Source organism: Methylobacillus draconifructus, from assembly GCF_045984385.1.
GTDB classification, from domain to species: Bacteria; Pseudomonadota; Gammaproteobacteria; order Burkholderiales; family Methylophilaceae; genus Methylobacillus; species Methylobacillus flagellatus_A.
In genome coordinates, this window is sequence record NZ_JBJQIJ010000002.1 from 171,489 (window position 1) to 183,921 (window position 12,433).

The window sequence follows — 12,433 nt, forward strand, 5'->3', positions numbered from 1 at the left end:
TGTTATTGTGGGCGTAATTCATCATAAAAAAAAGTCCCTCTCCTGCGCCAGTTGCTCAAAATCCTGGATCAGCATGGGCCTGGCAAACAGATATCCCTGGAAGAACTGGCAACCATAGCTTTGCAGCAATTCAAACTGCACCTCGGTCTCTACGCCTTCTGCAATCACCTTCAGTCCAAGCGAATTGCTCATCGCAAGTATCGCCTGCACAATCGCCGCATCGCTGGCATCCTCGGCAATGTCACGCACGAATGACCGGTCAATCTTGACTTGGCTAAGCGGCAAGCGCTTTAAGTAGGCCAAAGAAGAATATCCCGTGCCAAAATCATCCATGGAGAAACGCACCCCGAGCTCCCGCAAGGCGTTCATTTTGGCAACCGCATCCGCTATATTGTCCAGCACCACGCTCTCTGTCAGCTCCAGCTTGAGCAGGCTTGGGTCAGCCCCTGTGCTTTGCAGGATTTTCCTGACTTCATCGACGAAATCAACCTGGCGGAACTGACGCGCGCTCACATTCACCGCCAGCTGCAAGCCATCGACCCCCGGACGGCCCTCCCAGGCCTTGAGCTGCAGGCAAGCGTTGTATAGCACCCAATGGCCTATCGACACGATCAGCCCGCTATCCTCGGCAATGCCGACGAACTCCTTGGGCGAAAGCAGCCCATGCTCCGGATGTTGCCATCGCAACAAGATTTCTGCACTAAAGACCTTGCGCTCGGTATCCACCTGCACCTGGCAAAACAGCCTAAGCTGCTTCTGTACGATCGCCAGGCGCAGCTGCAACTCCATATCTACCCGTCTCTCCAGGGCCGCCTGCATGGCAGGATCGAAGAAACGCAGGGTATTGCGCCCGGCCGCCTTGGCTTCGTACATGGCGGTATCGGACCGTTTGAGCAGTTCTTCTATAGTAACGAAATTGCCATTGAACAGGACAATGCCGATGCTGGATGAATTGTGGTGCTCGATCTCTCCCAACTCGTACCGATGATTGATGATTTCCAAGACCTTTTGCGCGACCTGCCTGGTTTGCGCGATAGCCTGCTCCAGGTTGAGGCTCAGGTCCTCCAGCACGATCACGAATTCGTCGCCGCCGAGACGAGCTACCGTATCCTCATTGCGGACGCACTGACGCAGGCGGCGCGCCACTTCCACCAGCAGCAAGTCGCCGACATCATGTCCGCGCGAATCATTGAGCGCCTTGAAATTGTCCAGGTCGATAAACAACACCGCGCCATGCTTGCCATGCCTGACGCTTGTCGCAATCGCCTGTTGCAACCTGTCCAGCAGCAGGCGGCGGTTCGGCAAAGTGGTCAGCGCGTCGTAGAAAGCCAGGTTGCGGATCTCGGACTCGACCTTGCGGCGCTCAGTCAGGTCGCGGAAGAACCCCGTCAAGAGCGGCACGCCCTGCTCCTTGAGCGAGGTGATGGTCAGCTCGACCGGGAACTCGGTGCCGTCAGCACGCAAGGCGCTCAACTCCAGCCTGCGGTCAAGCATCTTGCTGACGCCAGAAGTCAGGTAGCGCTGGTGGCCCTGCCTGTGCGCCTCGCGCATCGCGGGCGGAATCAAGGTATCCGCCAGCATCTTGCCCAGCACGTCTTCACGGCGGTAGCCGAACATGACCTCTGCCGCATGATTGAATTCCACCAGCCTGCCTTGTTCGTCAATGCTGACAATCCCGTCCTGGGCATTCTCGATCACCGCCCTGAACTTGGTCTCGCTGTTGCGCAATGCCTTTTCGGTCACTTCACGCGAGGATTGCAGGGCGGCAATCAGCATGCCGACGATGGAAAGCGTACTCATCAACACCCATAGCGCCCATACCGGCTGGTATCCAGGATGCTCCAGTCCTACCTGGTAATCAACCCGAGCCGATGCCATCGCCACTATGGACAAAGCCAGCACAACGACGGAAGCGCCGGTGATGCCCATGCGCATAGAGACCAGTACCACCAGCGGCAAGACCAGGAAAGCAAACCACATGTATTGATCTGCATAATCCGGTGCCAACTGGAAGATCGCCCACTCCACCGCCACCGCGACCACAGCCAGCAAGCTGAAACGCGCGCGCCGCTGCCAGAAACTCTGTATCTCCGTCCAGGTGACGTTCAACAACAAAGGCAGCAGCAGCAACACACCAAGCACGTTGACGATCCAGCCAAACAGCAAGGCCGGCAGCACGCTTTCCAGACTTACCAATTGTGCCTGGCGCAGGATGGCCACGTTAACCACGGTACATACCAGCATCCCCACGGCAACGCCCAGGATCATGATGGGAATGTCGCGAATCCGGTCCAGTGCGTGATGGAACCCGCTGAGCCGCAATATCCATGCGGCGAAGGCATAGGTCATGGTGCTGGCTATTGACAGCGCGGCAATCAGGAGCGCATTGGCGGAAACAGGGTCGTAAGTCGTGAGAGCCAGTGCCAGTTGCGCCCCCAGAATGGCAGGCCAATACGCCATTCCCCAGCGGAGCAAGGCAGCTACCGCCACACCTCCGGACAACCAGACAAGGTTGGCTTGCAAGACGGAGAACGGCAGCACTTTGCCCAGCATGCCAACAGCAAAACACCCGAGTGCCAGAATGATAAGCCGGAGCAAAATCCGGCTGTTTGCTGCCGCCATGCCTACTCCTTGTTATCGAGCCCTGCCTGTACGATCTCCGCTGCGCGCAATACCGCACGCGCCTTGTTCTGGGTTTCCACCCACTCGTTTTCCGGTACGGAATCGGCGACGATGCCGGCGCCGGCCTGGGAATACAACATGCCATCCTTGATCACGCCGGTGCGGATGGCAATGGCGAGGTCCATGTCGCCATTGAAGCCGAGGTAGCCGACGGCGCCGCCATAAATGCCTCGCTTGCTCGGCTCCAGTTCGTCGATGATTTCCATGGCGCGCACCTTGGGCGCGCCGCTCAGAGTGCCGGCAGGGAAGGTCGCCTTGAGCACATCGATGGCATGCAAACTGGGCTTGAGCTTGCCCTCGACATTCGAGACGATATGCATGACGTGCGAATAACGCTCGATCACCATCTTGTCCGTCACCGCGACGCTACCGACTTGCGCAACACGGCCAACGTCGTTGCGCCCCAGGTCCATCAGCTGTACGTGCTCGGCAATTTCCTTGGGATCAGCCAGCAACTCTTCCGCCAGCGCGACATCTTCCTCGCGGGTCTTGCCGCGGGGGCGAGTTCCGGCAATCGGCCGCGAGGTCACCGTGTCTTCCTCCAGGCGCACCAGGATTTCCGGGGAAGCGCCGACGACATGGTGGTCTCCCATGTCGTAATAGAACATGTAGGGCGAGGGATTGAGACTGCGCAAGGCACGGTAGAGCGACAAGGGCGGTGCCGTGAAAGGCTTGGCCATGCGCTGAGACAGCACCACCTGCATGATGTCGCCATCAAAAATGTACTGCTTGGACTTGGCCACCGCCTCCTTGAAGCTCGCCTCGCCGAACTCCGAATGCGCCTCGGTGACCGGCATGGCGGCGGCATAGGGAATAGCCACCGGCTGGCGCAAGCGCTGCACCAATGCATTGAGGCGCTGTATGCCCTTGGAGTAGGCTTCTGCAATTGCCGGGTCGGCATACACGATGAAATACAGCTTGCCGGAAAGGTTGTCCACCACCGCAATCTCTTCCGATACCATGAGCAGAATATCCGGCACGCCGAGCGCATCCTGTTTGGCGGTGCCCGCCAGGCGGCGCTCGATATAGCGGATGGTGTCGTAGCCGAAGTATCCCGCCAGGCCGCCGGTAAAGCGCGGCAGTCCCTGATAGGGAGGGATGCGGAACCTGGCCTGGTAGGCCTGGATGAAATCCAGCGGATTCACATCCTGCGCCTCTTCGATCACCGTGTCGCGGTCCAGCACCTTGACCTCCTGGCCGCGCGCCTCTATGCGCACATGGGCAGGCAGGCCGATGATGGAGTAGCGGCCGAAGCGTTCTCCGCCCTGCACCGACTCAAGCAGGTAGGAATAGGGCTGGTTAGCGAGTTTCAGGTAAAGTGAAAGCGGAGTATCGAGATCGGCGAATGTCTCGATGACCAGGGAAATACGGTTATAACCCTGGCTCGCCAGGGCATCAAACTCCTGTTGACTGATGGTTTGCAGCATAAAAACTCCCGAATCCTGATGATTTTCTAATTGAGTGGCACCCATGCATCTTCATGGGTAGCGGTAGCTTACTTCAGCGCCACCATCGCCAGCTGCTGCGATAGCTCAGGATTCGGGTGTTCATCTGCATGCCGCCTATACTTTGGCCAGCTCGGCGCGCAATGCGCTGATGACAGTGTCGTAACGGTTGGGATCGGTGTCCTTGCCTGCGCCGAACACGGCAGAGCCTGCCACGAACGTATCGGCACCAGCGCGGGCGATATCGGCAATATTGGCAGGGTTCACGCCGCCGTCGATTTCCAGCCAGATTTCACGGCCGGTCTTCTCAGTGTAGGCGTCGATACGCGCACGCGCTTCGCGCAGCTTGTCCAGGGTGCCGGGAATGAACTTCTGACCGCCAAAGCCGGGGTTCACGGACATCAGCAACACCATATCGACCTTGTCCATGACGTAGTCCAGGTAGGACAGCGGGGTTGCCGGATTGAATACCAGGCCGGACTTACAGCCCTGGTCGCGGATCAGGGACAGGCTGCGGTCGATATGGTCGGAAGCTTCCGGGTGGAAGGTGATGATGTTGGCGCCCGCCTTGGCGAAATCGGGGATGATGCGGTCAACCGGCTTCACCATCAGGTGCACGTCGATGATGGCGTCGGTCACCGGGCGAATCGCCTCGCAGACCAATGGGCCGATGGTCAGGTTGGGAACATAATGGTTGTCCATCACGTCAAAGTGGACAATATCCGCGCCGGAAGTGATCACGTCGGTGATTTCCTGGCCCAGCTTGGCGAAGTTGGCGGAAAGGATACTAGGGGCAATTCTGAATGGTTTGGCCATGATATTGAGGTTGTATAGCGTAAAAAATGCTTATTTTAACTGAAAATGTGTCAACGCACCCGGCCTCAGCAACGCTTATTGCAAAATCCATACTGGAATCAGGTTTATACTTAGGATACGAGGCGCTTCAGCACCATGGCGACAGGAAAATTCGGGCACCAATATTTCGCCCGCTAATGAACAGCTTCATTCAATGCCGTCAAATGAGAGTATGATAGCGGCCTGCCGGGCATGCAATGCATCAGCTTAATTGCTTGAAATTGTTGCTCGAGTTGCCGCGATACAGGAAAATTGCAGGATGCATTTATTTACAGTCGGCGTTAATCACACGACCGCACCAGTTTCCATACGTGAGAACGTCGCTTTCCAGAACGAGCATCTCGGAGGCGCGTTGCGCGACCTGAACTCTTACGGCATCCGCGAAGCGGCCATCCTGTCTACCTGCAACCGCACCGAACTCTATTGCAACACCGACAACCCGCAAAAAGCCCTGGAATGGCTGGCGGGTTACCATCAGCTGCAACCGCAGGCCATTGCTCCCTACATGTATACCCTGCCCCAGGAAGACGCCGTCAAGCACGCCTTCCGCGTGGCCTCCGGACTCGACTCCATGGTACTGGGCGAAGCCCAGATCCTGGGCCAGATGAAGCAGGCGGTCCGCATTGCGGAAAACGCCGGCACGCTGGGCACCCTGCTGCACAAGCTGTTCCAGCGCACCTTCTCGGTTGCCAAGGAAGTGCGTACTAACACCAATATCGGCGCCAATTCGGTTTCGCTGGCCGCCGCCAGCACCCGTCTTGCGCAGCGCATTTTCGGCGCGCTCAACAACCAGCACGTGCTGTTCATTGGCGCAGGCGAGATGATAGAGCTCTGCGCCGAGCACTTTGCCGCCCATAGGCCTTTATCGCTGACAGTAGCCAACCGCACGCTGGAGCGCGGCCAGGAGCTCGCTGCCAGCATCGGCGGCAACAGCATGCTGCTGGCCGACCTGCCCGACCGCCTGGCGGAATTCGACATCGTCATCACTTCCACCGCCAGCCAATTGCCCATCGTTGGCCTGGGCATGGTGGAACGCGCCATCCGCAACCGCAAGCACAAACCCATGTTCATGGTGGACCTGGCGGTCCCGCGCGACATAGAACCGGAAGCGGGCGAACTCGACGACGTGTTCCTCTACACCGTGGACGACCTCGCGCAAGTGGTGCAGGAAGGCATGGAGAACCGCCAGGAAGCCGCAGCGGAAGCCGAGGCCATCATCGACATGCGCGTGGACAATTTCATGCAATGGCTGAAAACCCGCAGCGCAGTGCCAACCATCCGCGCATTGCGCGAGCAGGCAGAGCGCCACCGCCTCAGCGAACTGGAAAAAGCGCGCAAACTGCTGGCCCGCGGGGACGACCCGGCGCAGGTACTGGACGCATTGAGCAACGCGCTCACCAACAAACTGCTGCACGGGCCCAGCCACGCGCTCAACAATGTCAGCGGCGAAGACCGCGACCAACTTGAAGCCATGCTGCGCCAGCTGTACCAGATTCACCATTAATCCAACCCTGACATTCAACCTTTAGTGTTCCAATTTTCCCAGCAATGAAACCTTCAATGATTAAAAAGCTCGCCACCTTGAGCGAGCGCCTGGACGAACTGAACCGCCTGCTGTCGAGCGAGGATGCGACCAACGACATCGACAACTACCGCAAGATCACGCGCGAGCATGCCGAGATCACGCCTATCGTCGAACAGTTCCGCGCCTACGAGCAAGCCGGCAACGACATCAAGGAAGCCCAGGCCATGCTCTCCGACCCGGAGATGAAGGAGTTCGCCCAGGAAGAGCTCGAAGCCGGCAAGCAGAGGCTCGAGGATATTGCCGAGGAGCTGCAAAAACTCCTGCTGCCCAAGGACCCCAACGACGAACGCAACATTTTCCTGGAAATCCGCGCCGGCACCGGCGGCGATGAATCCGCCCTGTTCGCGGGCGACCTGTTCCGCATGTATTCACGCTACGCGGAACGCCAGCGCTGGAAAGTCGAGATCGTATCCGCCAGCGAGTCCGAAGTGGGCGGCTACAAGGAAATCATCGCCAAGATCGAGGGGCTCGGCGCATACTCCAGGCTCAAGTTCGAGTCGGGCGGCCACCGCGTGCAACGCGTGCCGGAAACCGAGACCCAGGGCCGCATCCACACCTCAGCCTGTACCGTGGCGGTATTGCCGGAAGTGGACGAGGTCAGCGACGTCACCATCAACCCGGCGGACATCCGTATCGACACTTTCCGCGCCTCGGGCGCGGGCGGACAGCACATCAACAAGACCGATTCCGCAGTCCGCATCACCCACTTCCCCACCGGCATCGTAGTGGAATGCCAGGACGGCCGCAGCCAGCACTCCAACAAGGCCCAGGCGATGCAAGTGCTTGCCGCCCGCATCAAGGCCAAGCAAGTGGACGAACAGCAAAGCAAGATCGCGAGCGAGCGCCGCAGCCTGATCGGTTCCGGCGACCGCAGTGAGCGCATACGTACCTACAACTATCCGCAAGGCCGCATCACCGACCACCGCATCAACCTGACGCTGTACAAGATCGACGCCATCACCGAAGGCGACATGGACGAACTGATCAATGCCCTGGCGGCAGAACACCAGGCCGACCTGCTCGCCACCCTGGGCGAGGACGCCTGATTTCATGGCCGCCAGTCTGCGTACTATTGCCCTGTTTGAGGCCAGCAAGGGGGTATTGGTATTGGGTGCATCGCTCGCCTTGTTCCGCTTCATCAACACGGACTGGCAGGCGTATGCGGAAACCCTGGTTCGCCACTTGCACCTCAACCCTGCCAACCATTACCCGCGCATCCTGTTGCACTGGGCCGGCAATATCACCGAGCCCAGGCTGATGGCCTTGGCATTCGGCGCCATATTCTATGCCGCCGTCCGCCTGCTGGAAGCCTACGGCTTATGGCTGGGCCGGCACTGGGCCGTTATCCTCGGCATAGCCAGCGCGGGCCTTTACCTGCCCTTCGAGATACTGGAACTGCTCGCGCATTTCAGCTGGCTTGGGTTCGGAGTGTTTGCCGCCAATATAGTGATCGTGGCCATTCTCTGGCGCCATCATCGCTAGCCAGCCCAGCCATGGCCAAGCTCAAGAGCCTCATCTCCTGCGCCGCCAACCGCCTGCAGCAAGCCAGCGGCCTAGGCCAGACTGAGGCGCGCATTGAAATCCGCGCCCTCATGCAGCACAGCCTGGGCGGTGTAAACCATGCCTGGCTGATTGCGCATGGCGACGACACGGTGACAGACGCGCTTCGCGTCCGGTTTGAATCCCTGCTTGCCCGGCGCATCCAGGGCGAGCCCGTTGCCCACATCCTGGGCAGGCGCGAATTCTACGGCCGCGATTTCGCGGTAACGCCAGATACCCTGATCCCGCGGCCCGATACCGAAATCTTGGTGGAAACCGCCCTTGACCGCATCCCGCCTGACCAGGCATGCGAGATTCTCGACATGGGCACCGGCACGGGGGCGATCGGCATTACGCTGGCGCTCGAACGGCCGCACGCCAAGGTCACAATACTAGATTATTCGGAAGCCGCCCTCGCCATTGCCAGGGAGAATGCCCGACAATTATCCGCGCACAATGTCGCAGCGCTACATAGCGACTGGTTCAGCGCCGTGCAAGGCCAGCGCTTCAACCTCATCGTCAGCAATCCGCCCTATATCGAAACCGCTGACCCACATTTACAACAAGGCGACCTGCGCTTTGAACCCATCACAGCACTGGCATCGGGCATGGATGGCCTGGACGACATCCGCAGGATTGTTGCCCATGCGCCTATGCACTTGAAACCTTCAGGCTGGCTCATCATCGAGCACGGTTACAACCAAGGCGAAGCCGTACGATCGATTTTCAGCGGGCACTATTTTGCCAATGTACACACTGTGCAGGACCTTGCCGGGCATGACCGCGTGACGCTTGGCCAACTAACCTGACAACTTTTTTTCAAGCCTTGCGCTTGCGCAGGCTGATCATCATCACCCCGACCAGCACCAGCGCCGACCCCAGCAACTGGATCAGCGACAATTGCTCGCCGAGGAAGACATATGCCAGGTAAATCGTCGCCACCGGCCCAAGCGCGCCTATCATCGATGTCTGCATCGAGCCTATCCGCTTCATGGCGGCCGCCAAGGCAAATGCCGGCAACACGGTGGAAAAAATCGCCATATTCGCCGTCAAGACGTAAACCCGGCCTGATTGCCGCAACGCATCTAATGGATGCGTCAGCAGGAACTGGACTATGCAGGCCAGGCAAGCCACCGTCATTGCATAGGCCGTGAAACGCATGGCCCCGATGCGGGCAATGGTATGCCCAGCTCCGACCAGGTAGACCGCATAGGCGAACGCGCTGGCAAACACCAAGCTGCCGCCCAGGAACAGGCCATCGCCATTCAGGCTGAAATCATGCACGAACACCAGCACAATGCCGGCATAGCTCAGCAAGAGCGCAACCATCACCGTCCTGCCGATACGCTCGCGAAACACGAGCGCGCTGATGAGCACCACCATGGTCGGATAGAGGAACAGGATCAGGCGCTCCAGACCGGCGCCGATGTATTGCAGGCCGAGAAAGTCCAGGAAGCTCGCGAGATAATAGCCGACGAAGCCCAATACCAGCACCGCAAGCCAATCGCGCCCCTGCATCGCTGCTGCTTTTTCCTGCCCGTAGAACATGGCAACGATGAAGAACGGCACGGAGAATGCCATGCGCAAGGCCAGCAGCGTCACCGCATCGACAGGCTCGACATAGGCCAGCTTGACGAAAATCGCCTTGGCAGAAAAACCGATCGCCGACACCAACGCAAACAACACGCCCAATGCCTGCTGACGCGAGGAAAAGAATTTTGCAAGAAACGGATGCATAAGGAAAACCAGAAGAACCTGTACCAATCATCTAAAAACACAGGCCTTGTCACGGGAAGACGGCAACAACGGGACAAGGCCCGCATCGCAATCTGAAGATCAACAACTCAATGTAATGATCCGACGCGCCGGGCAATGGCAGGCAGCCGCCACAGTCGCAGAATCAGCAGAAGATTGAAGGCATTCATGATGCTTGCTACTTTAGGCGATGGCAGAGCTGCTGTCTACAGCGCATTGCCGGCAGCCATCAGGTAATGCTGCTTCAGGCGCATGTAATGCTGGGCCGAATACATGAAATGGGCGATTTCCTTTTCCGTCAGCGGCCTGATCTTTTTCGCCGGGCTGCCCAGGTAGAGGAATCCGCTTTCCAGCACCTTGCCTTCCGGCACCAGGCTGCCTGCGCCGAGCAATACGTGCTTTTGTACGACAACCTTGTCCATGACGACGCTGCCCATGCCGATCAGGCATTCGTCCTCCAGCGTGCAACCATGCAGGATCACCTTGTGCCCCACCGTCACATTGGCCCCCACGACCAAGGGGCAGCCCTCCGGCTCCCAGCTGGATTTATGGCTGACATGGAGGATGGAGCCGTCCTGGATATTGCTGCCCTCGCCGATGCGGATATGGTTGACGTCGCCGCGAACCACGGTGCCCGGCCATACCGAGGCATGGTCGCCCAACGCCACATCCCCAATGATCACGGCAGAAGGATGGATGTAAACCTCCCTCCCGATTTGCGGCGAGATGCCCTGATAAGCGGCAAGCACAGAACCCGCTTGCGGGGTATGATAGGCTGACATAAGCCATAGTATAATCCCATCCATGCAAGATTCTTCATCCGTCGGCATCGTCGCCCCGCAAACCGCCCATTTCCAGCAACCGCTCACCCTGAAAAGCGGCGAAGCGCTACCCGCATTCGACATCGTCTACGAAACCTACGGCACACTGAACAGCAGCAAATCCAATGCCGTGCTGATCTGCCACGCGCTGTCAGGCAACCATCATGCGGCAGGCAAGCACAAGGAAGACGACAAGCACCCCGGGTGGTGGGATAACCTCATCGGCCCCGGCCGGCCGCTGGATACCAACAAGTTCTTCGTCATTGCGCTCAACAACCTGGGCGGATGCCACGGCAGCACCGGCCCGGCTAGCATCAACCCGGCCACCGGCAAGCCATGGGGCTCGAAATTTCCCATGCTGACGGTAGAGGACTGGGTCAAGTCGCAAGCCCTGCTGCTCGACCAGCTCGGCATTACGCAGCTGGCCGCCGTCGTCGGCGGCAGCCTGGGCGGGATGCAGGCCATGCAATGGACGCTGGATTTCCCCGAGCGCGTACGCCATGCGCTGGTAATCGCCTCCGCCCCCAACCTCACGGCGCAGAACGTGGCTTTCAACGAGGTCGCGCGCCAGGCCATCATGACCGACCCAGAATTCCATAACGGCGATTATTACGAACACAACGTGGTGCCCAATCGCGGCCTGCGTATTGCACGCATGCTCGGCCACATCACCTATCTTTCCGATGATGCCATGGGCGCAAAATTCGGCCGCAAGCTACGCAATGGCAGCCTGAAGTACAACTTCGAGGTAGAGTTCGAGATGGAATCCTACCTGCGCTACCAGGGCGACAAGTTTGCCACCGCGTTCGACGCCAACAGCTACCTGCGCATGACCAAGGCGCTCGATTACTTCGACCCGGCCTTTGCGCATGGCGGCGACCTCAGTCTGGCGCTCGCCAAGGCCAAGGCGGACTTCCTGGTCGTGTCGTTCACCAGTGACTGGCGCTTCTCGCCTGCCCGTTCGCGCGAGATCGTCAAGGCCCTGCTGGACAACGAATTGAGCGTCAGCTATGCGGAAGTCACCGCCGCGCATGGGCATGACGCATTCCTGATGCCCGACCCGCACTACCACCAGATTCTGCGCGCCTATCTCGCCAAAATCGATACAGGAGCCAGCTCATGAGTACAACGGAAATTGTGAGAGAAGCAGAAAATCGTCATGACTTTGCGTTAATCGCAAAATGGATACAGCCCCAGTCCAAGGTACTAGACCTGGGTTGCGGCAACGGTTCCCTATTGTCCTTCCTGCGCGAGAAGCTTGAAGTCAAGGGCTACGGCGTGGACAAGGACGACAATAACGTGCTCGCCTGCATCGGGCATGGCGTGAATGTGATCCAGATGGACCTTGAAGCCGGACTGGCGGGCTTTGACTCCCTGTCGTTCGACTACGTCATCCTATCCCAGACCCTGCAGGCCATGGTCAACACCGAGGGCGTGCTGCGCGAAATGCTGCGCGTGGGCAAGCAGGGCATCATCACCTTCCCCAATTTCGGCTACTGGCGCCACCGCATCCAGCTCATGGCGGGACATATGCCGGTATCGGACAATATCCCGCACCAGTGGTACAACACACCCAACCTCCACCTGTGCACCATCGACGACTTCGAGGCGCTGTGCGCGAAGATGAATATCCGCATCACCGACCGTATTGTCATCAACGAAGGCGATACCGTCAGCTTCATGCCCAACCTGCTGGGCAGCCTGGCCATCTACCGTTTTGAACAGGCTGGCTGGCCGATTAGTTATTGAAT

11 protein-coding genes are annotated in these 12,433 nt (G+C 58.8%); 6 read left to right on the top strand and 5 right to left on the bottom strand.

All coding sequences use genetic code 11. The features are described 5' to 3' along the window. Window positions 1–21: 21 nt before the first annotated feature. The 3 genes from ACKF11_RS04675 to rpe all read right to left on the bottom strand — a co-directional run bounded on the left by ACKF11_RS04675 (window position 22) and on the right by rpe (window position 4,943). Entirely contained in the window at window positions 22–2,622 is a 2,601-nt protein-coding gene (locus tag ACKF11_RS04675) for a bifunctional diguanylate cyclase/phosphodiesterase (RefSeq protein ID WP_407996143.1), read from the bottom strand. A gap of 2 nt (window positions 2,623–2,624) precedes the next feature. After that, window positions 2,625–4,109: an anthranilate synthase component I gene (trpE, locus tag ACKF11_RS04680; RefSeq protein WP_407996144.1), complete on the bottom strand. Its 1,485-nt coding sequence runs from the start codon at window positions 4,107–4,109 to the stop codon at window positions 2,625–2,627. A gap of 135 nt (window positions 4,110–4,244) precedes the next feature. Continuing rightward, window positions 4,245–4,943: a ribulose-phosphate 3-epimerase gene (gene rpe / locus ACKF11_RS04685; protein ID WP_309565717.1), complete on the bottom strand. Its 699-nt coding sequence runs from the start codon at window positions 4,941–4,943 to the stop codon at window positions 4,245–4,247. Between the two features lie 298 nt (window positions 4,944–5,241). On the opposite strand from rpe, the gene hemA reads away from it, so the two are divergent. From hemA to prmC, 4 genes are read left to right on the top strand one after another with little or no spacing between them, the layout of a single operon-like run. Then, window positions 5,242–6,486 carry a glutamyl-tRNA reductase gene (gene hemA / locus ACKF11_RS04690; RefSeq protein ID WP_407996145.1) on the top strand — a complete coding sequence of 415 codons (1,245 nt, stop codon included), beginning with the start codon at window positions 5,242–5,244 and terminating at the stop codon, window positions 6,484–6,486. A gap of 44 nt (window positions 6,487–6,530) precedes the next feature. Further along, on the top strand, window positions 6,531–7,613 hold the full coding sequence (prfA, locus tag ACKF11_RS04695; protein ID WP_407993270.1) for a peptide chain release factor 1: 1,083 nt from the start codon (window positions 6,531–6,533) through the stop codon (window positions 7,611–7,613). 4 nt (window positions 7,614–7,617) lie between these two features. Beyond that, window positions 7,618–8,049: a DUF2127 domain-containing protein gene (locus tag ACKF11_RS04700; RefSeq protein WP_407996146.1), complete on the top strand. Its 432-nt coding sequence runs from the start codon at window positions 7,618–7,620 to the stop codon at window positions 8,047–8,049. Between the two features lie 11 nt (window positions 8,050–8,060). After that, window positions 8,061–8,915 (top strand): peptide chain release factor N(5)-glutamine methyltransferase, encoded by an 855-nt coding sequence (gene prmC, locus ACKF11_RS04705; protein WP_407996147.1) that lies wholly within the window; start codon window positions 8,061–8,063, stop codon window positions 8,913–8,915. A 10-nt stretch (window positions 8,916–8,925) separates the two neighbouring features. Here prmC and ACKF11_RS04710 read toward each other — a convergent pair whose 3' ends face one another. Both ACKF11_RS04710 and ACKF11_RS04715 read right to left on the bottom strand, forming a co-directional pair. After that, window positions 8,926–9,843: a DMT family transporter gene (locus tag ACKF11_RS04710; protein ID WP_407996148.1), complete on the bottom strand. Its 918-nt coding sequence runs from the start codon at window positions 9,841–9,843 to the stop codon at window positions 8,926–8,928. A gap of 224 nt (window positions 9,844–10,067) precedes the next feature. Continuing rightward, window positions 10,068–10,643 (bottom strand): gamma carbonic anhydrase family protein, encoded by a 576-nt coding sequence (locus tag ACKF11_RS04715; protein WP_407996149.1) that lies wholly within the window; start codon window positions 10,641–10,643, stop codon window positions 10,068–10,070. A gap of 22 nt (window positions 10,644–10,665) precedes the next feature. Here ACKF11_RS04715 and metX point away from each other — a divergent pair, with 22 nt between their 5' ends. Together metX and metW are read left to right on the top strand one after the other, a co-directional pair. Continuing rightward, window positions 10,666–11,805 carry a homoserine O-succinyltransferase MetX gene (gene metX, locus ACKF11_RS04720; protein WP_407996150.1) on the top strand — a complete coding sequence of 380 codons (1,140 nt, stop codon included), beginning with the start codon at window positions 10,666–10,668 and terminating at the stop codon, window positions 11,803–11,805. Continuing rightward, entirely contained in the window at window positions 11,802–12,431 is a 630-nt protein-coding gene (gene metW, locus ACKF11_RS04725; RefSeq protein WP_309565725.1) for a methionine biosynthesis protein MetW, read from the top strand. Before metX ends, metW begins: the two co-directional genes overlap by 4 nt. The last annotated feature ends 2 nt before the right edge of the window (window positions 12,432–12,433 follow it).

What these genes read in the sequence shown, in the direction of transcription:
- ACKF11_RS04675 (WP_407996143.1), bottom strand. Translation starts at nt 2,622, where the DNA reads ATGGCGGCAGCAAACAGCCGGATTTTGCTCCGGCTTATCATTCTGGCA.
- trpE (WP_407996144.1), bottom strand. Translation starts at nt 4,109, where the DNA reads ATGCTGCAAACCATCAGTCAACAGGAGTTTGATGCCCTGGCGAGCCAG.
- rpe (WP_309565717.1), bottom strand. Translation starts at nt 4,943, where the DNA reads ATGGCCAAACCATTCAGAATTGCCCCTAGTATCCTTTCCGCCAACTTC.
- hemA (WP_407996145.1), top strand. Translation starts at nt 5,242, where the DNA reads ATGCATTTATTTACAGTCGGCGTTAATCACACGACCGCACCAGTTTCC.
- prfA (WP_407993270.1), top strand. Translation starts at nt 6,531, where the DNA reads ATGAAACCTTCAATGATTAAAAAGCTCGCCACCTTGAGCGAGCGCCTG.
- ACKF11_RS04700 (WP_407996146.1), top strand. Translation starts at nt 7,618, where the DNA reads ATGGCCGCCAGTCTGCGTACTATTGCCCTGTTTGAGGCCAGCAAGGGG.
- prmC (WP_407996147.1), top strand. Translation starts at nt 8,061, where the DNA reads ATGGCCAAGCTCAAGAGCCTCATCTCCTGCGCCGCCAACCGCCTGCAG.
- ACKF11_RS04710 (WP_407996148.1), bottom strand. Translation starts at nt 9,843, where the DNA reads ATGCATCCGTTTCTTGCAAAATTCTTTTCCTCGCGTCAGCAGGCATTG.
- ACKF11_RS04715 (WP_407996149.1), bottom strand. Translation starts at nt 10,643, where the DNA reads ATGTCAGCCTATCATACCCCGCAAGCGGGTTCTGTGCTTGCCGCTTAT.
- metX (WP_407996150.1), top strand. Translation starts at nt 10,666, where the DNA reads ATGCAAGATTCTTCATCCGTCGGCATCGTCGCCCCGCAAACCGCCCAT.
- metW (WP_309565725.1), top strand. Translation starts at nt 11,802, where the DNA reads ATGAGTACAACGGAAATTGTGAGAGAAGCAGAAAATCGTCATGACTTT.